General features: G+C 70.7%; 19 protein-coding genes. 14 read left to right on the forward strand and 5 right to left on the reverse strand.

Annotated features, from left to right (window positions below; genetic code table 11):
• The first annotated feature begins 132 nt into the window (after positions 1 to 132).
• A complete protein-coding gene (locus ACFWY5_RS00755; RefSeq protein WP_379610345.1) occupies positions 133 to 648 on the forward strand; it encodes a DedA family protein in 516 nt (171 codons plus the stop codon).
• 55 nt (positions 649 to 703) lie between these two features.
• Here ACFWY5_RS00755 and ACFWY5_RS00760 read toward each other — a convergent pair whose 3' ends face one another.
• Positions 704 to 895, reverse strand: a complete 192-nt coding sequence (locus ACFWY5_RS00760) for a YegP family protein (RefSeq protein WP_379610346.1) — start codon at positions 893 to 895, stop codon at positions 704 to 706.
• A 117-nt stretch (positions 896 to 1,012) separates the two neighbouring features.
• Between ACFWY5_RS00760 and ACFWY5_RS00765 the strand changes: the two genes are divergently transcribed.
• Positions 1,013 to 1,852, forward strand: coding sequence for a D-alanyl-D-alanine carboxypeptidase family protein (locus ACFWY5_RS00765; RefSeq protein ID WP_379610347.1), 840 nt, complete (start codon positions 1,013 to 1,015; stop codon positions 1,850 to 1,852).
• On the opposite strand, the gene ACFWY5_RS00770 is transcribed toward ACFWY5_RS00765, so the two are convergent.
• Together ACFWY5_RS00770 and ACFWY5_RS00775 are read right to left on the reverse strand one after the other, a co-directional pair.
• Positions 1,849 to 2,664 carry a TrmH family RNA methyltransferase gene (locus ACFWY5_RS00770; RefSeq protein WP_379610464.1) on the reverse strand — a complete coding sequence of 272 codons (816 nt, stop codon included), beginning with the start codon at positions 2,662 to 2,664 and terminating at the stop codon, positions 1,849 to 1,851. The two genes, ACFWY5_RS00765 and ACFWY5_RS00770, sit on opposite strands and share 4 nt — an antisense overlap.
• The gene (locus ACFWY5_RS00775; RefSeq protein WP_379610349.1) at positions 2,661 to 3,422 is read right to left on the reverse strand and encodes a DUF4184 family protein; all 762 of its coding nucleotides are present in this window, start codon (positions 3,420 to 3,422) and stop codon (positions 2,661 to 2,663) included. The genes ACFWY5_RS00770 and ACFWY5_RS00775 overlap by 4 nt, the downstream gene beginning before the upstream one ends.
• Positions 3,423 to 3,542: 120 nt before the next feature.
• On the opposite strand from ACFWY5_RS00775, the gene ACFWY5_RS00780 reads away from it, so the two are divergent.
• The 8 genes from ACFWY5_RS00780 (at position 3,543) to ACFWY5_RS00815 (ending at position 13,326) form a co-directional block, all read left to right on the forward strand.
• Positions 3,543 to 4,178 (forward strand): cation transporter, encoded by a 636-nt coding sequence (locus ACFWY5_RS00780; RefSeq protein WP_379630178.1) that lies wholly within the window; start codon positions 3,543 to 3,545, stop codon positions 4,176 to 4,178.
• 252 nt (positions 4,179 to 4,430) lie between these two features.
• Positions 4,431 to 6,089: a substrate-binding and VWA domain-containing protein gene (locus tag ACFWY5_RS00785; RefSeq protein ID WP_379610351.1), complete on the forward strand. Its 1,659-nt coding sequence runs from the start codon at positions 4,431 to 4,433 to the stop codon at positions 6,087 to 6,089.
• Between the two features lie 108 nt (positions 6,090 to 6,197).
• A complete protein-coding gene (locus ACFWY5_RS00790) occupies positions 6,198 to 7,733 on the forward strand; it encodes a sigma factor-like helix-turn-helix DNA-binding protein (protein ID WP_379630179.1) in 1,536 nt (511 codons plus the stop codon).
• Positions 7,734 to 8,148: 415 nt separating this feature from the next.
• The gene (locus ACFWY5_RS00795; RefSeq protein WP_379610353.1) at positions 8,149 to 9,267 is read left to right on the forward strand and encodes a GNAT family N-acetyltransferase; all 1,119 of its coding nucleotides are present in this window, start codon (positions 8,149 to 8,151) and stop codon (positions 9,265 to 9,267) included.
• Between the two features lie 149 nt (positions 9,268 to 9,416).
• Positions 9,417 to 10,250 carry a glycosyltransferase family 2 protein gene (locus ACFWY5_RS00800; RefSeq protein ID WP_379610355.1) on the forward strand — a complete coding sequence of 278 codons (834 nt, stop codon included), beginning with the start codon at positions 9,417 to 9,419 and terminating at the stop codon, positions 10,248 to 10,250.
• 16 nt (positions 10,251 to 10,266) lie between these two features.
• Entirely contained in the window at positions 10,267 to 11,196 is a 930-nt protein-coding gene (locus ACFWY5_RS00805) for a glycosyltransferase family 2 protein (protein WP_379610356.1), read from the forward strand.
• Positions 11,193 to 11,987, forward strand: a complete 795-nt coding sequence (locus ACFWY5_RS00810) for a polysaccharide deacetylase family protein (protein ID WP_379610357.1) — start codon at positions 11,193 to 11,195, stop codon at positions 11,985 to 11,987. Before ACFWY5_RS00805 ends, ACFWY5_RS00810 begins: the two co-directional genes overlap by 4 nt.
• Positions 11,980 to 13,326: a lipopolysaccharide biosynthesis protein gene (locus ACFWY5_RS00815; RefSeq protein WP_379610358.1), complete on the forward strand. Its 1,347-nt coding sequence runs from the start codon at positions 11,980 to 11,982 to the stop codon at positions 13,324 to 13,326. The genes ACFWY5_RS00810 and ACFWY5_RS00815 overlap by 8 nt, the downstream gene beginning before the upstream one ends.
• On the opposite strand, the gene ACFWY5_RS00820 is transcribed toward ACFWY5_RS00815, so the two are convergent.
• Positions 13,264 to 14,202, reverse strand: a complete 939-nt coding sequence (locus ACFWY5_RS00820) for a glycosyltransferase family 2 protein (protein ID WP_379610359.1) — start codon at positions 14,200 to 14,202, stop codon at positions 13,264 to 13,266. The two genes, ACFWY5_RS00815 and ACFWY5_RS00820, sit on opposite strands and share 63 nt — an antisense overlap.
• A gap of 62 nt (positions 14,203 to 14,264) precedes the next feature.
• Between ACFWY5_RS00820 and ACFWY5_RS00825 the strand changes: the two genes are divergently transcribed.
• Positions 14,265 to 15,443 (forward strand): DegT/DnrJ/EryC1/StrS family aminotransferase, encoded by a 1,179-nt coding sequence (locus tag ACFWY5_RS00825; protein ID WP_379630180.1) that lies wholly within the window; start codon positions 14,265 to 14,267, stop codon positions 15,441 to 15,443.
• A gap of 55 nt (positions 15,444 to 15,498) precedes the next feature.
• Positions 15,499 to 16,581: a glycoside hydrolase family 26 protein gene (locus tag ACFWY5_RS00830; protein WP_379610361.1), complete on the forward strand. Its 1,083-nt coding sequence runs from the start codon at positions 15,499 to 15,501 to the stop codon at positions 16,579 to 16,581.
• On the opposite strand, the gene ACFWY5_RS00835 is transcribed toward ACFWY5_RS00830, so the two are convergent.
• Complete coding sequence (locus ACFWY5_RS00835; protein WP_379630181.1) at positions 16,578 to 17,648, reverse strand: helix-turn-helix domain-containing protein; 1,071 nt, start codon at positions 17,646 to 17,648, stop codon at positions 16,578 to 16,580. The genes ACFWY5_RS00830 and ACFWY5_RS00835 overlap by 4 nt on opposite strands.
• Before the next feature lie 448 nt (positions 17,649 to 18,096).
• Between ACFWY5_RS00835 and ACFWY5_RS00840 the strand changes: the two genes are divergently transcribed.
• Positions 18,097 to 21,105 (forward strand): glycosyltransferase family 2 protein, encoded by a 3,009-nt coding sequence (locus ACFWY5_RS00840; protein WP_379630182.1) that lies wholly within the window; start codon positions 18,097 to 18,099, stop codon positions 21,103 to 21,105.
• Positions 21,102 to 21,488, forward strand: a complete 387-nt coding sequence (locus ACFWY5_RS00845) for a hypothetical protein (RefSeq protein WP_379610364.1) — start codon at positions 21,102 to 21,104, stop codon at positions 21,486 to 21,488. Before ACFWY5_RS00840 ends, ACFWY5_RS00845 begins: the two co-directional genes overlap by 4 nt.
• The last annotated feature ends 508 nt before the right edge of the window (positions 21,489 to 21,996 follow it).

The following is a 21,996-nucleotide window of genomic DNA, read 5'->3' on the forward strand; positions in this document are numbered from 1 at the left end:
GTGTACGCGCGGGGGGTTGAGGGTTGCTTGTCGCGCACTTGCAATCGGGGAAGACTGGCGAGGTGACACGGGCTCGGGGGATCAAATAAGGTAAGCCTGGCCTTATATTCGCTTGGTGGGGTGATGTCTGGAATGCGGTACCTTGCGGGCATCCCTGATCCCACGAGAGCGTCGTTCTTCGGCCTGCCGTACTGGGTCATCGTGCTGGTGGGGGCGATCGCGCTCTTCGGCGCCTTCCAGGCCTACTACTGGATCGGGCACAAGCTCGGCGAGAAGCTCTACGACTCCCGGATCGGCCGGCGGCTGCCGCGCGCGCAGATCGCCCGGGTCGAGAAGGTCGTGGAGAAGTGGGGGGCGCTGGCCGTCTACGGGTGCTTCTGGGTGCCCGTGCTGCGCCACACGCTGCCATGGGTCGCGGGCGTGCTGCGCATCTCCTACCCCTGGTACGTCGTGGCCAGCGCGCTGGGGTGTCTCACGTGGGTGCCGGTGACGTCGTTCGCGCTGTACGGGGTGATCTGGGGCTGGTTCCAGCTCGCCACCCACTCCCCCATCACGGCGCTGGTCGTGGCGGTGGTGGCGGTGGCGGTGATCGTGTTCCTGGTCGTCAGGCGCAGGCGGCGCAAGGCGGACAAGGCCCTGGCCGCCTGACGGCCCGGCTGTTCAGACGGCGGCTACTAGACGGCGGCTTTCAGACGGCGACTTTTCAGACGGCGGCGAGCGACTGGTCGTCGATCTCGGCCGTGGCGGCGTTCCTGCGTACGGACTCGATGCCGTTCACGCAGGCCGCCTTGGTCGTGTAGCCCTCGCTGACGGCGATCGTCTGGCCGTTGCCGGCGACCAGTTTGAAGCGGTATTCGTCCCGCTTGTCCTTGGAAATGACGAATTTCCCAGCCATGATGAACCCCCCGGATTGCCCGATGTAACGATCATTTACCCCCATCTAGCTGTTGTTTTCCCGCCATGGAGTCAAGTTCGGCAAACGGACCTTAGATCACCTGTCACCATGGCTGACATGCATATTGGGGGAATCTTCGCCTCTGCCGCGGTAGCCGTACTCGTGGGTCTGACGTCGAGTCCCGCGCACGCGACCGCGAAGCCCGACGTCGGCGCCAAGCAGGCCTACGTCGTCGACTCGGCCGGAACGATCCACTACGGCAAGCGCCAGACCAAGCGGGTCCCGGTGGCCAGCCTGGTCAAGGTGATGACCGCCTACGTGGTGCTGCGCGAGGCCAAGCTGACCGACACCGTCACGATCACCGCCGCCGACGTACGGCACGCCGCCGTGAACGGCGCCACCACGGCCGCCCTGCGCAAGGGCGAGCGGCTGACGGTCCGCGACCTGCTCTACGGCCTCATGCTGCCCTCCGGCGCCGACGCGTCCAATGCGCTGGCCAGGGTCTACGGACCGGGCAAGAAGGCCTTCATCGCCAAGATGAACGCCACCGCGCGCGGTCTGGGCCTGGCCGACACCCGCTACACCAACGCCGACGGCCTGCCGACCCCCGCGAACGGCGGCCACTCGACCGCCGTCGACCAGGTCAAGCTCGCCCAGATCGCGCTGAAGAACCCCGTCTTCACCCAGGTCGCCTCGGCCAAGGTGCACAAGGTCGCCAAGTCCGGCGCGCACCGCGCCCACACCTGGCGCAACACCAACAAGCTGCTGGAGCGCACCGACGGCGTGCTCGGCATCAAGACCGGCTACACCCGCGCGGCCGGGTTCTGCCTGGTCTTCGCCGCGGAGCGCCACGGCAGGCAGGTGGTCGGCGTGCTGCTCGGCGACACCAACGAGCGCCGGTTCACGCAGGCGGAGGAACTGCTCGACTACGCCGGGGAGCAGATCGCCGCGGGCTAGGCGTCCCTGCGCATCAGTCCATGGCAGGCGATGGCCGCCGCCGCGACCACGTTCAGCGAGTCGACCCCGGCGGCCATCGCCTGCGCGCTCATCGGGATGCAGACCGCCTCGTCGGCCTCGCGCAGCCAGCGCGAGGACAGGCCGTCGCCCTCCGAGCCGAGCAGCAGCGCCACCCGATCACCCATCTTCACCGCGTCCAGCGGGACCGCCGACTGGTCGGGCGTCAGCGCCAGCGACCGGAACCCCAGCTCACGCAGCCGGGCCAGCCCGTCGAACCAGTTGCCCATCCGCGCGTACGGGATCGAGAACACCGACCCCATCGAGACCTTGACCGAGCGCCGGTAGAGCGGGTCGGCGCACCGGGGCGACAACACGATCGCGTCCACCCCGAGCGCCGCCGCGCACCGGAAGATCGCGCCGATGTTGGAGTGGTCGACCAGGTCCTCCAGCACCACGACCCGCGAGGCGCCGGCGAGCACCTCCTCCACCGGCGGCAGCGGCAGGCGCTCCATGGAGGCCAGCGCGCCCCGGTGCACGGGGAACCCGGCGACACCCGTCATGATCTCGTCGCTCACCACGTAGACCAGCGCGTCGCCGAGCACGTCGGCCAGCGCCGGCAGCCACCGCTCGGTGGTCAGCACCGACCGCACCGGATACCCGGCGCCGACCGCCCGCCTGATCACCTTCTCGCCCTCGGCCAGGAACAACCCGCGCTCGGCCTCTAGGCTCTTGCGCAGCCCGACGTCACGCAGACCGGTGTAGTCGGCCAGCCGGGGGTCGGCCGCGTCGCTCACGTACTCAAGCACCTTCAGATGGTACGCACCCCGCGCCGCCTGACCTGCCAGACGACCGAGTAGCCGGTGAGCACGAGGCCGAGCCCGATCAGGGTGCCCGCGCCGATCCTGGTGAACAGGCTGGCCAGGCTGCCGTGGTCGGGGTGGTCGAGGAACGGCCAGAGCGCCCCGCCCGCCACGACGCCCGCGGCGCAGGCCCACAGGACGGCCCGCCGTACCGGCTGGGGGGTGTGCAGATGGTCCGGTACGGCGACCGCCGCCATCCTGGACAGCCCGCGCACCGCCCACCACGCGACGATCGCCAGCCCGGCGGCCGAGGACAGGTACTGCAGCACGCGGAAGACGGTGGTCACGCCGAGCACCCGCGCGTCGAAGAAGCTCCAGCCCCACACGTCCACGCTGTAGGAGTGGGTGAAGGAGTCCCAGAACACGTGCGTGGCCGCGCCGAGGAGCGCTCCAAGGACGATGGGCAGCAGGCGGTAGGACGGCTTGAGCGTCGCGGCCCGCCCGCTCAGCGCCGGGGGCAGCAGCGCGATCAGCGGCTCCCTGAACACCCGGTGGAAGACGAAGACGAGCACGACCACGGAGAGCAGGTCGAGGGTGAGGATGCCCTGCCAGGAGTGCCAGTCGGCGTAGGCCGGCAGAAAGGGCAGGAAGATCGGCAGGTCGGGCACCATCGTCCCGATCGCCAGCGCCCACGGGTCCAGCCAGGCGCGCAGCCGGGCGGACGAGATCAGGGGCAGCACGGCGGCCACGTGAGCGGGGGTGAACGGCACCGGGACACCCTACCCGGCGAATCTTGACCATTCTTTGCGCAAACCCCCTAAGGTGACCTTGAGTAGTGGGTATGTTACGGATCGCTGTCGGCGGCCGGACGTGGGATCTCGGGGGTTAAGGTGCCTGACCAGCTGGTTCATGCGCATCCGGCCGCGTCAGTCGACTGGCTGCGCGACGCGCGGCGGGCCCGGCTGCTCAGCCTGGTCACGCTGGCATGGCTGGCGGCGGAGAGCTCGCTCGGACTGGCGGCGGGGTTCTCCGCGCACTCGGTGGCGCTGATCGGCTGGGGGCTGTCGGCCCTGGCCGAGGCGGGCGCCAGCCTGATCGTGCTGTGGCGCTTCACCGGCTCGCGCACGCTGTCGCCCTCGGCCGAGCACACCGCGCGCCGGGCGATCGCGGTGAGCTTCTGGGTGCTGGCCCCCTACCTCGTGGTGCACGTGGCCCACGACCTCGACGTCGGCCACCGGGCCGCGCCCAGCGTCCTCGGCATCGCGGTGACGGCGGTGAGCCTGGTCACGATGCCGGCTCTGGCGGCGCTTAAGCGGCGCCTGGCCCGGCGGCTGGGCTCCGGCGCGACCGCGGGCGAGGCGGCGCAGAACCTCATCTGCGCGGTGATGGCCGCGGGGGTGCTGCTCGGATTGTGGGCCAACACGCTGGGCTGGTGGTGGGTGGATCCGGCCGTCGCTCTGGTGCTCGCGGCGCTCGCCGTACGCGAAGGAGTGCGCGCGTGGCGCGGTCACGCATGCTGCCACTGACGCACACGCAGGGTCATCATCACACCAAAAGAGCTGTTTTGTTGCGCCAAGTCCACCGAGTATCGTTCCCGGAGTATTAAAGGAGCATCTACCGCCAGGATCTCCGAAAGGTCTCGACACACCGAAGAGGACATCGTGGGGCGACATCGCACAGACGAACTCGATGACGGGTATCGAGGCCAGGATCCGGGCCCGCGCCGGCGCAGCCGGGGCAGCGGGCGTGGCAAGGTACTGGTCCCGCTGGCAGGTGCGGTGGCACTCGCGGTACTCCTGGGCGTGGCCGCGTTCGTCATCTTCAACCGCGACCACGACTGCTCCGGCGGCAAGCTGCCGCTGAACGTGGTGGCCGCCCCCGACATCCAGCCCGCGCTGCAGAAGATCGCCGGCGACTACAACAAGTCGCTGCAGTCGATCGACAGCAAATGCGTCGAGGTGAAGGTCACCAAGGAGAACCCGTTCAAGGCGGCCAACAACATGGCCTCCGGCAAGCTGACCCCCGACGTGTGGATCGCCGACTCCAGCCTGATGGTCTCCGAGGTACGCGCCAGCACGGCGGGCGCGGCGATGCCGGAGCCGTCGGGTTCCGTGGCCAGGTCCCCGATCGTGCTGGCCGCGGCCAAGTCGATGGCCGGCAAGCTCTCCGGCAGCCTGCAGCCGAGCTGGGCCGGAATGATCTCGGCCGCCAACGTGGCCAACCCCGACGGCCCCGGCCGCAAGGTCCGCGTGCTGGCCCTGGACCCGAAGAAGAACTCCGCCGGGCTGGGCGCGCTGCTGGCTGCCTCGGGCGCCGCCAAGGAGGCCGAGCTCGACGACAAGGCCATGGTCGGCGCGCTCAAGGAGCTGTCGGACCAGGTGGTCCCGAGCCCCGACGCGCTGCTGGCCAGCCTCGCGGTGAAGTCGGGCAGCAAGGTTCCGGTCGGCGTCGCCCCCGAGCAGGCCATCTACGCCCACAACCAGAAGAAGCCGGACTCGCTCATCGTCCCGCTCTATCCGGAAGAGGGCACGCTCAGCCTCGACTACCCGATCGTGATCACCACCAAGAGCCCGGACGTCCGCAAGGCCGCCGACGCCTTCAAGGCCGAGCTGGCCGGGCAGTCGGCCCAGAAGACCCTGCGCGAGCACGGCTTCCGCAGCCCCGACGGCAAGGCCGGCGACGTCCTGACCAAGGACAAGGGCTTCGACCCCAAGAACCCCGAGGCGCTCAAGGCGCCGGACGCCAAGACCATCGCCGCCATGGCGCAGTCGTGGTCCCGGCTCAGCCTCGGCACCCGGATGCTGGCCCTGCTGGACGTCTCCGGCACCATGGCCTACCCGGTGGCCGGCGCCGGCATGACCCGTATGCAGGCCATCACCAAGATCGCCAGCGAAGGGCTCGGCCTGTTCGAGGCCGACTCGGAGATCGGCGTGTGGGCCTTCTCCACCCACCTGCAGGGCACGCAGGACTGGCGCGAGCTGATCTCGGTCGGCCCGCTGAGCGAGTCGGTCAACGGCGTGCTGCGCAAGGACGCCTTCTCCACCCAGCTCGGCAGCATCCAGGCCAAGCCGACGGGCAACACCGGCCTGAACGACACCCTGAAGGCCGCCTACGCCCAGATGACCAAGGAATACGCCGACGACAAGATCAACACCGTCCTGATCCTGACCGACGGAGCCGGCAACGACGACCCCGAGGGCGGCATCAGCAACGCCGAGATCCTGAGCTACCTGAAGAAGACCTACAACCCCAAGCGCCCGGTGAGCATCCTGCTGATCGCCTTCGGCCCCGACGCCCCGAAGGGCCGGGCCGAGATGGACACGCTCGCCAAGGCCACCGGCGGCGAGGCGTACATCGCCAAGAACATCCTCCAGGTGCGCGACTTCTTCGCCCAGGGGATGGCCCGGCGCCTGTGCGCGCCGCGCTGCGACGGCTGACCTCGCCCGCCACACCTTTCCCACCTCATGCCGGATCGGCATGAGGTGGCAACCCCTCCCTGAAAGGCGGCGTCCTCCACCCGGGACTTGCACCTGCGGGGAGGGTTTGTGGCTGGATGGCCTAACGTCGATCGCGCCGACGACCATGAGCTGGCGCAGGGGTTGCGTCGCGGCGACACCGACGCTCCCGCGAAGCTCTACGACGCCTACGCCGAACGGCTGCACGACTACGCCTGCTCGCTGACCGGCGACCGCGACAGCGCGGCGGACTCGGTGCACGACGCGCTGGTCACCGCCCAGGGCGGCGCGGCACGGCTGCAGGAGGCCGCCAAGCTGCGCGCCTGGCTCTACGCGCTGACCCGCTTCCAGGCGGCGGCCAGGATGGCGCGCAAGGACGGCGCGCCCGCCGGCCCGCCGCCGCCGGTGCTCGAAGAGCCGGAGGACCCCGAACTGACGGCGCTGGTGTACGAGGTGCTGGGCGAGCTCAGCAAGAACGAGCGGGAGGTCCTGGAGCTGTCGTCGCGGCACGGGCTGACGCCCGCGGAGGTCGGCTCGGTGCTGGGGCTGACCTCGCGGCAGTCGGCGACGCGGCTGGGGCGGGCGCGCGACCATCTGGAGAACGCGGCGGCCGCCGTACTGCTGGCCAGGACGGGCCGGGCGCACTGCCCGGACCTGTCGGCGATGGTGGACTCGTGGGAGGGTCCGCTCACGCTCATGCTGCGCCGGAGGCTGTCGGGGCACATCGGCGGCTGCGAGGTCTGCACCGAGGGGCGCCACCGGCAGGTGGCCGCGGCGAAGCTGCTGGACATGGTGCCGGTCGCCTACCCGCCGATCTCGCTGCGCCGCCGGGTCGTCGACACCTGCGTCAACCCCGAGCTCGACCACGCGCGCACGCTGATCATGGAGCGGGGCGACAGCTTCGACCGCACCGGGTTCCCGGTCGAGCAGCGCGGCGGGCGCGGTTCGCGGCGGCGGCGCCCGCGCAGGCTCGCCCCGGTGGTGCTGGCCGGGGTCGCGGTGCTGGCGGGCACGGGCGCGATGGCGCTGATGAACGGCGAGAGCGGCGCCCCGGCCGCGGCCATGCCGACGTCCTCCCCCTCGCAGTCGCGGGCGCCCATGTCGGTGCCGACCGACGAGCCGGTGGACGAGGAGTTCACCGAGGAGCCGGCCCCGGACCCGACCACACCGGAGCCCACGCGTTCCGGCCCGGCGCCCCGGGTGACGCCCACCGACCGGCCGGCCCCGCCGGCCACCAAGCCGGCGAGCGAGCCGACCAGGACTCGCCGGCCCGCCCCGGGCGCCCGGCTGACGGTGAGCTGCCCCGGTTCGATCAGCGGCGCCGCGAAGGTCGGGCTGACCGCGCGGAACGCGAGCGTGTCCTGGACGTCCGGGCCGTCGGAGGGATTGGGCGTCTTCCCCGCGAGCGGGACGATCAAGGCGGGCGCGTCGGCGTCCATCTGGGTGACGGTGGACGATCCCGAGGCCGCCGGCTCGGGCACGGTCACCTTCAGCTCGAACGGCGGCGCCGCCACCTGCGCCCTTTCCTGGCGGGGACGGCAGGCGCCCACCCAGGAGCCCACCCCCTCCGAGGAGCCGACTCCGACCGGCGAACCCACCGAAACACCTGGAGAAGCCCCAGAGTGACATTTAGGTGATGTTCAGGGATATATCCGGCCCTAGGTCGAACTTCCCCTCCGTGATAGGGCATCCTGGGAGGCTTGGGGCGCGTATCGGGACCAAGGCTCACATTTCTCGCACTCTCCGGCGCATGCGAGAAACCTGGTGGCCAGGGTAAACCGGCACGGGCCACCAGGCGTCGCCATTGACGCGCCCACAGCACGATTGGTCCCATGAATGGGCGATCAATCGTGCCATCACCGTTTTTAGAGCCAGGAGAGACGAGCCAAGATGCCCGATCACGCCTCTGGGACGCGGCTGACAAGCCATCCCGTTGCGGCTACCGTCGGTCTGTTGCGTGATCGTGATCTATTCGCCGCTCTATCAGGAGGAGCCGGGGCAACTGTCGAGGGAAGACCGTGCTGACCGAAGTGGGGGCCAGGTGAACATCACCGTCGTTCGCCCGGGAGACCTCGGCGAGACCGAAAGGTCGCGCTGGCGGGAGTTGCAGAAGGCCGACCCGAGCCTGGACAACCCCTTCCTCTCGGTGGAGTTCGCCCTGGCGATGGACGGTCTGCGCGACTACGTCAGGACGGCGGTCGTGGAGGACGCCGGCGAGATCGTCGGATTCTTCCCCTACGAACGCCACCACTTCGGCATCGGCAAGCCTCTCGGCGGCTTCCTCACCACCTGCCACGGCCTCATCGGCGTGCGGGAGGTCAAGGTCGAGGCCAAGGCGCTGCTGCGCGCGTGCGGGCTCAACGTCTTCGCCTTCGACCACATGGTCGCCGGCCAGCCGACGTTCGCCCCGTACGAGAGCGACGTGCGCCCGGCCGCGGTCATGGACTTCACCGCGGGCTACGAGGCCTGGCTCGCCCAGGTGAAGGAGAACTCCGCCAAGAACCTGAAGACCTGGCGCTACAAGGAACGCAAGCTCGCCAGGGAACACGGCGAGCTCCGCCTGTCCTGGGCGTCCACCGATCACGGCGAGCTGCGCCAGCTGCTCGCCTGGAAATCCGACCAGTACCGCAGGACGGGCCGGGTCGACCGGTTCGCGCAGCCGTGGATCGTCGAGCTGACCGAGCAGATGCACGCCGAGCGCTCCCCCGGCTTCGCCGGCGTGCTCACCATGCTCTACGCCGGCGACGTCCCCGTGGCCGGGCACTTCGGCCTGCGCACCGCCACGACCCTGGTGGGCTGGTTCCCCGCCTACGACTCCGAATTCGGGAAGTACTCGCCCGGCATCGTCCACCATCTCCGCATGGCGGAGGCGGCCGCCGGCGCGGGCCTGCACACGGTCGACATGGGCAAGGGTGGCAAGGATTACAAGCACTGGCTGAAGAGCGGCACGCTCCACGTCTCGGAGGGCCGCATCTCGCGGCCGTCCGCGGCGGCCGCCGCCCACTGGATCGGCAGAGTTCCCTTCAACAAGGCGCGAACAATTGTCACCGATTCGCCGTCTCTCTATAGAGCGGCGGACCTTGTGTTGAAGGGCTTTGGGCGTATGCGTAGTACTCGAGGCCAGGAGTCAGACGTCAAAGAACCATCGGGAGCGCTCTAAGCGCTCCCATCCCCTCGGCAGCACAACACCAGCACCCTCACTCCCACTGGACCGGCAATGCATCGTTTACCGCTTTCGGCACCCCCACAGCACCCGGGTATGGCCGAGCGTGGCCTGCGGCGGGTGGTCCCGGAAGGATTGTTCCCGAAATGAGTCCCGAGAACATCAGGCACAACGGCAAGGCGCAGGTGACCTCACTGCGGTCCATGCCGCCGCTTGAGCGTTTCACCCCTGTGACACCCCACCTGGCGATATCGCCCAGAGTCAGCGTGGTGGTGCCGGCGATGAACGAGGCGGAGAACCTGCCGCATCTGTTCGCCACCTTGCCCCAATGGATCGACGAGGTCGTGCTCGTCGACGGCAACTCCGTTGACGAGACCGTCGCCGTGGCCAGACGCCTGCGCCCCAACCTGAGGATCATCACGCAGCCCGGCAAGGGCAAGGGCAACGCCCTGGCCGCCGGTTTCGCCGCCTGCACGGGCGACATCATCGTGATGATCGACGCCGACGGCTCCATGGACGGGAGGGAGATCATCACGTTCGTGGGCGCGCTGGTGACCGGAGCCGACTTCGTCAAGGGCTCGCGCTACGCCACCGGCGGCGGCAGCGACGACCTGACCTTCGGCCGCAGCGTCGGCAACAAGGCCCTCACCGCGCTGGTCAACCTCATGTACGGCACGCGCTACACCGACCTGTGCTACGGCTACAACGCCTTCTGGGCCCACCACCTCGACGTGCTCGACCTGGACTGCGACGGGTTCGAGGTGGAGACCCTGATGAACGTGCGCGCCGCCAAGGCCGGGCTGACGATCCACGAGGTGCCCAGCCACGAACGGCACCGCATCCACGGGCAGAGCAACCTGCGCACCTTCCGCGACGGGTTCAGGGTGCTCAGCACCATCCTGCGGGAATGGCGGCGGCCACCCGGCCTCCAGCTGCCCGAACCCACTGCCGCACCCGCCGCCGACCGGGGCGTCGCTTAGCCACGAAGGCCCACCCGTGCTTACATCCGTCGTCATCTGTGTCTACACCGAGGAGCGCTGGGAGGACATCAGGCAGGCAGTGGAGTCGATCGAGAACCAGCGCCGCAGGGCACACGAGCTGATCCTCGTCGTCGACCACAACCCCGGCCTGCACCTCAAGCTCTCCCGGGCCTACCCGAAGGCCGTCGTCGTGGAGAACTCCCACGAGCAGGGCCTGTCGGGCGGCAAGAACACCGGTGCCGGTGTCGCCAGTGGTGACGTCGTCGCCTACCTCGACGACGACGCGGTGGCCGATCCCGGCTGGCTGGAGGCTTTGGAGGAGGGCTTCCAGGAACCGGGGGTGGTCGGCGTCGGCGGGCGTACGGATCCGCTGTGGGCGTCCGAGCGACGTCCGCGGTGGTTCCCGCACGAGTTCGACTGGACCGTCGGCTGCAGCTACCGGGGCATGCCGGCGGTCCGGGCTCCGGTCCGCAACGTCATGGGCGGCAACGCAGCCTTCCTACGCGAGGCCGTCACCGGAGTCGGCGGCTTCCACAGCGGCATCGGCCGCAGCGTCCAGGGGCGCAAGAGCCGGCCGCTGGGCTGCGAGGAGACCGAGTTCTGCATCCGGCTGACCCAGCGCAGGCCCGGGTCGGTCATGTTGTTCGAGCCGCGGGCGCTGATCGGCCACAAGGTGCCGAGGCAGCGCGAGACGTTCTCCTACTTCCGTTCCCGCTGCTACGCGGAAGGGCTGTCCAAGGCGCTGGTCACCCGCGAGGTGGGCGCGCAGGACGGCCTGTCAAGCGAGCGCGCCCACGCGCTCAAGGCGCTGCCCAAGGGCGCCCTGCGCGGCCTGGGCGAGGCGCTGCGCGGCGACCCGGGCGGGCTCGGCCGGGCCGGGGCGATCGTCATCGGGCTGGCCTGGACCGCGTGGGGCTACGCCGTCGGCTCCTGGAGGCTGCGATGATCCGGGTGCCGATCCTGATGTACCACTCCGTCACCGACCGGCCCAACGAGGCGACCAGGCCGCTGGCCGTACGACCCGGTGACTTCGCCGAGCAGGTGGCGTACCTGGCCGACGGCGGGTACACGCCGATGACCTTCGCCGACCTCGTCGCGGCGCTCAACCACAACCAGGTGCCCCAGAAGGCGGTCGTGATCACCTTCGACGACGGGTACGCCGACTTCCACTCCCACGCGCTGCCCGTCCTGGAGCGGCGCCGGATGCCCGCCACGATCTTCGTCACCAGCGGCTGGCTGGCCGACGCCGGCAAGGACGCGGCGGGCCGCCCGCTGGACGACATGCTCACCTGGGGACAGGCCCGCGAGGCCGCCGCCAGCGGCATCGAGATCGGCGGGCACAGCCACAGCCATCCGCAGCTCGACCAGCTTGCCGACGCCGAGCTCCGCCAGGAGCTGCGCAGGAACAAGGGCCTGCTGGAGGACAAGGTGGGCACGCCCGTCGTGACCATGGCATACCCCTACGGCTACTCCAGCGCGCGGGTGCGCCGCGAGGTGCGCAAGGCCGGATACTTCGCCGCCTGCGCGGTCAGCAACGCCATCGCCGCCGACCGGCACGACGTGCTGGCCGTGCCGCGGCTGACCGTGGCCAGGCGCACCAGCATGGACCGCTTCCGCCGCGCCGTCGAGGGCCGCGGCGTGCCGCTGATCTACCTGAGGGAACGTACGCTGACCAAGGGCTACGCGATCGTCCGCCGCGCGCGTTACGCGATGCGCCAGGTGTCCCCCGGTGACTGAGCGCGGCCTGAAGAGGTTCCTGCCCGCCGACCTCAACGACCCGCTGCTGCGCAGCGCCTACTCCCTCATGCTCAACGCCGGCGCGGGCGCCGTCATCGGGCTGGCCTACTGGACCGTGACCGCGCGCGTCTTCGACGAGAAGGACGTCGGCGTCGGTATGGCCATCCTGGCCGCGATGAGGTTCCTGGCCGCGATCACCTCCTTCGGCTTCGTCGGTACGGTCGCCCGTTTCGTCCCCGAGGCCGGCCGGCACACCGCCCGCTTCGTCGGCACCGTCTACGGCGCCGCCACCGGCCTGGCCGTCGCCGGCTGCGCGATCTTCCTGCTCACGCTGACGAGCTGGGGCGAGACCTACAGCCTGCTGTCCGGCTGGACCGCCGGGCTGGTCTTCACGGTCATGGTGATCGTCTGGAGCATCTGCACGCTGCAGGACGTGGTGCTGACCGGGCTGCGCAAGGCCCCCTGGGTGCCGGTGGCCAACCTGATCTTCTGGGTGGTCCGCTTCGGCGTTCTGGCCGTGTGCGCCGTGCTGCTGGGCAACTCGGCCGGCGTCTCGGTCTCCTGGGCGGTCTTCCTGGCCTGGATCGCTCCCGGCCTGGTCGTCTCCCTGTGCCTCAACACGGCTGTCTTCCGCAAGCTGATCCCCCAGCACGCCCGGCTCACCGCGGACAAGAGGCTGCCGCCCCCGCGCCAGATCGGCCGCTTCCTGGCCGGCGACTACGCCGGCTCGATCTTCACGCTGCTGTTCAACTACGGCGTGCCCGTGCTGGTCGCGGCCCAGGTCTCCAAGGAGATGAACGCCTACTACGGGCTGACCATCACCCTCGGCGCCATGCTGGAGATGCTCAGCTACACGATGGCCTCCTCGCTGACCGTGGAGGGCGCCTTCGACAAGGCGACGCTGGCCGACAACTGCCGCAGGGCGCTGCGGCGCACGTTCCTCATCCTGACGCCGCTGGTCGTCGTGGCGACGCTGCTGGCGCCGGTGGCGCTGCTGCTGTTCGGCGAGGGGTACGCGCAGCACGCCACCGACCTCATGCGGCTGATCGCGCTGGCGGCGCTGCCCCGTGCCGTGGTCGAGCTCTACCTGGGCGCGCTGCGGGCGCTGCGGCGGGCGGGGATGATCGTGTTCGTGCAGTTCGGGATGGCCGTGATGGCGATCGGCGGGGCGCAACTGCTCCTGCCCGTCTACGGGATCACCGGGGTGGGCCTCGCCATTCTGGCCAGCCAGACGATCACCGCGCTGGCGGTGCTGCCGGGGCTGTGGCGGGTCGCCTCAGGGCGCGCCCAGGCCGCGCGCCTCCATCCGCCGGACGACCCAGGTGGGGCTCAGGCGTAGCAGGGCGATGGCGGCGACGCCGTACGACCTGATCTCGCGCGGGTCGGTGGTGAAGGCCCGCATCGACCAGCGCAGGGCCTCCGAGCGGCGGCCCACCGCGACGCGGGTGAAGGCGACCTGCCCGGCCAGGCGGGAGTAGCCCTTGCGGGAGGTCTTGATCTCCGGGTAGCGCTCCAGCAGCCATTGCAGGGCCTCGGCGATGACGTCCCAGCGGCCGGCGAAGTGCGACTGGGCGTGCATGCGCACGTGGAGGTGCTCCTCCGGCACGTGCACGATGGGCGCGCACCTGGCGGCGCGCAGGAGCATCTCGTAGTCCTCGCCGTAGCCGCTGGGGATCGTCTCGGAGAACAGGCCGACGGCCTCGCCGGTCAGGGCGGAGCGGCGGGCGAGGAAGCCCGAGGGGTGCATGGCGGGCTGGCGCCCGTCGAGCAGGTCGGCGAAGGGGACCCGCTCCTTCTCCAGGTGGATGTGGCGGGTCCAGTCGTCGTGGACGATGAGCGAGCCGCAGGTGGCGAAGACGGCGTCGGGGTGCTTCTGGACCGCGCGGACCTGCGCGGTGATCTTCGTGGGCAGCCAGGTGTCGTCGTCGTCGCAGAAGGCGACCCACTCGACGCTTCCGGCGTGGGCGAGGATGCCGCTGTTGCGGGCGGCGGGCAGGCCGCGCGAGCGCTCGTTCCTGACCAGCCGGACAGGGCGGGACGGGTCGTCGGAGGCGAGCTCGGGATCGGGGTCGCCGCCGTCGAACACGACGACGGTGGTGACCCGGCCCGGATAGTCCTGGGAGGTGATGCCCTTGAGTGTGTCTCTGATCATCTCCGGCCGGTCACCGCGCGTACACACCACGACGCCCACTTCGGGCCACGTGCCAGACTCCATGGATAGACCGCCTTGGGAGACAAGACCTGCGATCGCTGAAGTTACAGCGTATCGTTCCAGGAGTGCCGAAGAACCAGGGAAAACGGGACGATGTCCTGATCGCGCCGCTGGTTCAGCGGACCGGTCTGCACGGCGTGTACCTGCCCTCCGCCAGGCTCGGGCTCTACCTCGCGTTCCGCGCTCTCGTGGAGCGCGGGCAGCGGGTGCTGATGTCCCCGGTCAACTGCGAGACCGTGCTCTTCGCCGCGGTCGCCGCCGGGCTGCGCCCGGTCATGGCGCCCGTCTCGCCGGACGACGCGACCATCGACGCCGACCGCGTCGACTGGACCGGGATCGGCGCGGTCGTCGCCACGCACATGTACGGCCTGCCGGGCCAGATCGACCGCCTGGCCGCCGAATGCGCGGCCAGAGGCGTGGTCCTGGTCGAGGACTGCGCCCACGCCTTCCAGACCCGGCTCGGCGAGCGGCACGTGGGCACGTTCGGCGCGGCGGCGGCCTTCAGCCTGTCCAAGCACGCGCGGGCGGGCTCCGGCGGCGTTCTGCTGCTGCGCGAGGCAGAGGCCGCCCGGCGGGCCGCGGACCTGCGCGACCGGCTGCTGCTCGCCCCCTCCACCACGGGTGAGCTGCGGGCCGTCGCCGCCCCTCTCCTGCGCGACGCCGTCTACGCGCTGCGCCTGAGCACCCCGGCCTGGCGGCTGGCCCGCGCGCTCGGCATCGAGGCCACCTACGTCAGCGACGACTCGCGCGCCCGCGACCTGGCCGCCGTAGGCGCCGAGGACCTGCCCGCCTTCGACCGCTGGATGTCCGTCGGCTCCGGCGGCTACCGCAACGCCCACGGCGCCGTGCAGCGCCGGTTCGCCGCCGCCCGCCAGCGCACCGCCGAGCGCGAGCGGGCCGGGCGCGTGGCGGGTGTGCGGATGCTGGCCGGGCTGCCGGTGACCGCCCCGCCGGTGCGGGAACTGGCCGACCAGCCGCTCTTCCGCGTACCGCTGCTGGTGGAGGAGCGTGACGCGGCGATCCGCGCGCTGGAACGGCGCGGCGTGATCACCACCGCGCTGTACACGCCGCCGCTGGACGAGGACTTCGGCGCGCCGCTGACCGAGCCCGGTCCCACCCCCGAGGTGGCCTCCTGGTGGACCCGCCACGTGCTGCCCGTCGACCCGCTCCAGGCGGCCCGCGCGCTGCCCGTGCTGCGCACCCTCGCCGCGCCGGTACGGCCGGCCGTCAGTACAGCCGATTGAAGGCGGTCCTCTCTACACTGGAGGCCGATTCACGCATCATCCGTACGGAGCCCCCATGCCTCAGGAATCGGCGGGAAAACACGCCGTGCCCCGCAAGAGCCGCCGGGTCCTGTGGAGTATGGTCGTCGGCCTCGCCGTCCTCGCCACCGGAACCGTCGTGTTCGTCACGTCCTACTCCGACCCGGACGCGGGCGCCGACGGCGGCCGCCCGTGCAGTTCCCCCGCCACGCTCAAGCAGGGCCCCGCGTGCGGCGCCTGGTGGGGCATCTACACCCCGCCGGCCAGCGGCGGCCTGCTCAACTCGGTCACCACGCTGGAACGCCAGGTCGGCAGGAAGTTCGACGTCGTGTTCGCCTACCACGACATGTCCGAGACGCCCAACGGCCGGATGCTGCGCGACGACGAGCCCCAGCTCGGCCGCGACCGGCTCCTGCTGCTCGGCTGGGAGTCCGAACGCTGGAACACCTCCGACAACATCCCCTGGGCCAGCATCGCCCGCGGCGAGGCCGACCACAGCGTCATCGACCCCCAGGCGCGGCGCATCAAGGAGTACGGCAAGCCCGTCCTGCTGGGCTTCGACGGCGAGATGGAGATGCGCAAGAACGCGGGCGCCCCTGCCGACTACGTGGCCGCGTACCGGCACATCGTCGACCGCTTCCGCACCCTCGGCGTCACCAACGTGGCCTGGGTGTGGGGCGTGACCGGCTACTACCCGTTCCGGCACCGGTGGAAGGCCTTCTACCCGGGTGACGACTACGTCGACTGGGTCAGCTACGACCCCTACAACTTCGCCCGCTGCCGCAACGCCGAGTGGCAGGACTTCAGGACGACGATCAAGCCGACCTACGACTGGTTCGTGAGCAACGGGTTCGGCAAGAAGCCGTTCATCCTGAGCGAGTACGGCAGCGAGCACAACGTGCGCGACGACCGGGCCCGCGGGCGCTGGTACGCCGACGTGCCCGGCGTGCTGGAGGACCTGCCCAACATCAAGGCGGTCGTCCAGTGGAACGCCGTGGACGCCGACGGGTGCGACTTCACGCTCACCGGGCCGGGCACGCTGACCGAGTTCGGGCAGGCGGGGAAGGCGGCCTACGTACGGCAGAGCCTGCCCACCGCCGTCACCCTGCCGGGGTCTTAGCCGGACGTCGCCCAGGACGGGCGTTCCACGGGCTCGAAGCGGAAGATCTGGTCGCGCTTGCCGGTGCAGGCGAGCTGGGCTATCTCGGCGCCGGGGTGGATGTCGGCTTCGCCGTACAGGGAACCGAGGCATTTGCCGCTGTGGACGGGACGCAGCCGGAACCCGTTGCGATCGCGCTCCAGCAGGAAGCGCTGGTGGGCGGCGGCGATGCAGTCGCTGGGGGCGAGCAGAGCCTCGTCGCCGAGGTAGGCGTCGTCCACGCTCAGGCAGCCGACGCCCTGCCTGGGGTGGTGCCACTGGATCTCGTAGACGCCGGGGCCGAGGGTTCTGAGGTAGGTGGCCGGGCCCTCGGCGGCGCAGGAGGTCTGGACGGCCAGCGGGCGGTCGGTCCTGCCCGAGCGTTCGCGGCCCTCGCTCACGCACAGGCCGCGGTCGGCGACGTGGGAGGGGACGATCCGGTGCCAGCCGTCCTGCGGGGCCTGGGCGGTGGCGCTCTGGCTGGCCGCGGCGCGGCCTTCCAGCATGTCGCCCATGCCTCGGATGAGCGTTGGGGCGAACAGGAGCGCGACCGCGAGACCGGCGGCCGCGGCGATCGCCGGCCACCACCGTCGCGCCAGGGACCGTCGTTGCAGGGACCGGCGCGGCGGGACGGGCTCCGCCGGATCCGGTGACGGGCTCACGACTGTCTCCGCGTCGGGGTCGACCTCGCCCGCGCCAGGATCCTCGCCGGTGCCGGCTTCCCCCGCGCCGGCCTGCCCCGTAATGCCCTGCCCCGGACCGGGCTGCTCGCCTGTGCCGGATGCCAGGTTTCTGCGGGCGCGGATCCAGCGGTCGGTCTCCGCCTCGTCCAGGCCGCAGGCGGCGGTGAAGGCCGCAACGAAGTCCTCCCTGGGCAGGGTCGTCCTGCCCAGGACGCCCGCCACCGTGCTCACGGGGAGCGCGCCGCCCGACGCGCTCGCCAGCCGCCGGTAGGTGAGGCCGCTCCAGCGGCGTAATCGGGCCAGCGCGGCGACGTACTCGGCGGCCGTGGTGGCTTGCGCCGGGTCGGGGGGACCGTCCTCGTCCAACGCTGCTTCTTCCGCTCGGAGCCCACTCCCGGCTCGGGCGGTCATGTTAACAAAGGATCTTTACGCGGGTCATCCCCCTGCCCTGGCGAGGGAAGTGGAGGCAGGGGGATGCTCGATCGGGCCCGTCAGCAGCAGATGTCGGCTCCGCGTAGAGCCTTGCCGCGCGGCTCCCGCTTCGGCCAGAGCCGAAGCCGATGCCCCTGTTTCCGGCTTCGTGCTTCCTGACCGCCCCGGAACGGACACGGACGTGGGATGCGCATCGGGCGACCTCCGTCGGGAAGGTTTCAAGGACCACCCAGAAGCTCGCCCACCCGGCCGCCCGCTGCCAAGATCGAACAACGTTCCGAACTGTTCGGAACACTCTGATCGAGACGACGATCAGGCGATTCGGACCGAGTAAAGTCACGGGTAGCCGTCGTTCAGCTCTGGGTCGGGAAAGGTACACACAGTGGAGGGCAGGCAAGCCGACGAGGCGCTCGATGACGAGACGACACGTCAGCTGAAACGGCCCGCCACCGATGATGCGGCCTTACCTGACGACGACGCGACGAAGGTCGCCCGGCTGCCCAGGCCGCGTACGGACGACGAGGACGACGCGCCCACCGGCGTGCTGGTCTGGGACGCGCGCAAGCTGCTCGACCCGGAGGACGAGGACGACGCCACCAGCACCCGTCCGATCCCGAAGATCACGGCCGAGCCGCCGCCCCCGATCGACGAGAAGGCGGTGCCCACGCTCTCGGTGGTCGTCGTCACCGGCGAGGTCGGCGCCTGGCACCAGCTACGCGTCACGATCGCCTCCCTGCGCGCCCAGCTGGAGCCGCCCGAGCAGATCATCGTGGTCGTCGACCACTGCCCCGAGCTGGCCGACCTGGCCCGCGGCGGGCTGGACGACGTCGTGGTGCTGCACAACGAGGGGCAGCGCGGCGTGGCCGCCGCCCGCAACCTCGGCCTGACGGCCGCGACCGGCGACGTCGTGGCCTTCCACGACGACGAGACCGCCGCCGAGCCCGACTGGTCCACCTGCCTGCTGCGCGCCTTCGACGAGCGGCGGGTGCTGGCCGTGCGGAGCAACCTGACGCTGCGGTGGGTGGCGGGGCGGCCGAGGTGGTTCCCCGAGGAACTCGCCTGGATCATGGGCGGCTCGTGCACCGGCTCGCCCGAGGAGGCCGGGCCGATCGACGACCTCTACGGCGCCGGGGTGGCCTTCCGCCGTGCCGCGCTGGCCGAGGCGGGCGGCTTCCCGGCCGACCTCGACCACCAGGCGGGCGACGTGCTCGCCGAGCCGCCGGGGGGCGTGAAGGCCGAGCTGTTCCACCTGCTCAAGGAGCTCAACCCCAACGGCAGGGTCCACTACGAACCCTCCGCGCACCTGCGCGCCGGCATCTCCGCCCGGCGGGCCACGCGCGCGTACGTGATCTCCCGCTGCGTCGCCGAGGGCAAGTCGCTGGCGGCGGTCCCCCACCGCGGGCGGGGGCGGCGGGCACTCAGCGTGCACCTGGCGCAGGTGAAGTCCTCGCTGCCGCGCACGACCTTCCAGGCGATCACCGTCACCGGGCCCGGCAACGTCCGGCCGGGGCAGGCGCTGATCACCCGGCTGCTGGCGATGATCGCCACCGTCATCGGCTACATGAGCGGCCGCATGGACTCCACGCGCGCCGACCTGATCCCCGCCGCGGGGAACCTGACCTGGTTCGTGGCCCGCACCGCGCTGCCGGTCTCCACGATCCTGTGGGGGCTGTCGCTGCGCCGGGTCAACCTCGACCAGATGACCGACCTCGGACTGCTCACGGTCCTGCCCGCGACGTTCTGGATCGCGATCGTGGTCATGATCGTCGGGTTCGTGGCGCTGCTCAACGACCGGCACGCGCTGGAGCTGTGGCACGCCGGGTACGCGCTCATCCTCATCGCGGTCCTGCACGCCACGCCCAGCCTGCTCTATCCCACGCTGCGCTACCCGTGGGCGTGGAAGCACGTCTCGGTCATCGACTACCTGATCAGGCACGGCGCCACCGACCCGGCCGCGGGTTCGCTGTCGGCCTACCACCAGTGGCCGGGCTTCTTCTCCTTCTTCGCGCTCATGACCGAGGCGGCGGGGCTGGAGAACGCGCTCGACATCGCCAAGTGGGGCCCGCTGGTCTTCAACGTGGCCACGCTGCTGCCGCTGCTGTTGCTGTTCAGGACCGTGACCCGCAACAGGCAGCTCATCTGGGGCGGCATCTGGGTGTACTTCTCCTGCTCGTGGGTCGGGCAGGACTACTTCTCGCCGCAGGCCACCACGCTGGTGCTCTACCTCATCGTGCTGGCCGTGGTCGTACGGAGGTTCAGACGCGGGCCCATCCGGGCCGGTGACGACCCGCATGGGCTGGCCGCCGAGCCGCCGCCCATGACCACGACGTACGCGCGGCTCACCTGGACGCTGCTGCTGATCATCCCGATCGCCGCGATCGCCTCCTCCCACCAGCTCACGCCGCTCATGCTGGTGGCCACGCTCGGCCTGCTGTTCATCCTGCGCCGCTACCGCAACTTCGGCATCCTCATGGTGAGCGCGGCGCTGGCGGCCGGCTGGGCCGTGGGCATCGCCTGGCAGGTGCTCGAAAGCAAGATCAACTTCATCGTCGGCTCGCTCGGCGACGCCGGCGGCAACCTCGACGCCGGGCTCGTCGCACTCGGCGACGTCGCCCCCGGCCAGGTGATCGTCGCCTACGCCGACCGCGCCCTGTCCGTCGGCCTATGGCTGCTGGCCATCGCCGGCGCCGTGCTGCGCCGCCAGTGGCTGCGCCGTCCCGGCCTGCCGTTGCTGATGATCGGGCTTGCGCCGCTGGTCTTCTTCGCCGCGGGAAGCTACGGCGGCGAGATCCTCTTCCGCGTCTACCTGTTCACGCTGCCGATGACCGCGTTCCTGGCCGCCGCCGTCTTCCTGCCCAGCAAGCGCGCCTTCGTACGGCTGGCCATCCTGCCCGTCGTCCTGCTGCTGATGGTCGCCGGCTTCTTCTTCGGCAACTACGGCAAGGAACAGGGCAACTACTTCACCCTCGACGAGGTCGAGCTGGTCAAGGAGCTCCACCGGATCGCGCCCGTCAACTCGCTCATCGTCGCGCCCACCTTCTTCCTGCCCGGCGCCTACGACCAGTACGAACGCTTCGACCAGAGCTGGCTCGACGAACTTCCGCCCTCGCGCGAGGCCCTGCCCAACCTGCCCGCGTACGTGCCGACGCTCGCCGAGTTCGTCAAGAAGCCGGCGCCGTCGCTGATCAACCTCATGTCCAAGCTCCCGCCCGGCGCCAAGGGCTACCTCGTGCTCAACCGCACCCAGCGCCCCGCGACCGAGACGCCCGGCATCCTGCCCAAGGGCACCATCGACCGGCTCAAACGGGAGGTGGAGGCGTCGAAGCGGTTCAAGAAGGTGCTGAGCAATCCCGGTGGGGACGTCTACGAACTGCTGCCGGAGAAATCATGACGTTCTCGCGGGTGTCGTTGTTGTTGCTGGGGCTGTCCGGGTGGGTCGCCGTCCTGGTCGGCCATCTGGCGGCGGGGTCGGCCGTGCGGGTGGTGGTGACGATCCTGTTCCTGGTGCTGTGCCCGGGGGCGGCGGTGCTGGGGCTGGTCCGGCCGCTGCTGGGGCGGCGTGACCACACGGGTGACGCGATGGAGAGCGGGGCGCTGGCGTTCGCGATCAGTGTGGGGCTGGGGATGCTGGTCAGCGAGGCGTACTTCCTCACCTCGACGTTCACCATGGACCGCGCCCTGATCACCCTCGCCGCCATCACCTCCGCCGCCGCGCTCGCCGCCCTCATCACCACCTCCCGCGCGCGCCGCGAGGGCATCCGTCGTCGGCTGTGATCGTCTTCTTCTCTCCTATCCGTTACGGCAAGCCGGGTGGGCGCCTCCCGCCGTCGCGGGCTCGCACCCGTGCGAGGCCGGCCGGCAGTCGGACGGGGTTGCTCGCCGTTACGCCGCATGTTTGACCACTGCCCGTGGCCCACGCCGCCCGCCGCGACAACGCGCCGGACACCGCCGTCCCCCGTCCCGCCGTCTCGGCGCGGGGACAAGCCCAGGAAAAGCCCCCTCAACCTCCCGGCCTCCCCGCCCTTCAACCTCCCGGCCTCCCGGCCCCTCAACCTCGGCCTTCCGGCCTTCCGGCCTCTCGGTCCGTCGGTCCCCCGGTCCCCCGGTCCCCCGGTCCTAGCGTCCCGCGGTCAGCCCCGCGCGAGCCTCCTCCTGGGGCCTCCCCCGCCCTCTGGGACCTCCTCCCTCTGAGCGCCGCTCCCCAAGCCATCGGTCCCCCGGGTTTCGGGTAGTCCCCTGGGCTTTCGGGTCTCGGGGAACCCTCGGCTCCCTCGGGGCTGGC

Source organism: Nonomuraea sp. NPDC059007, from assembly GCF_042740555.1.
GTDB lineage: Bacteria > Actinomycetota > Actinomycetes > Streptosporangiales > Streptosporangiaceae > Nonomuraea.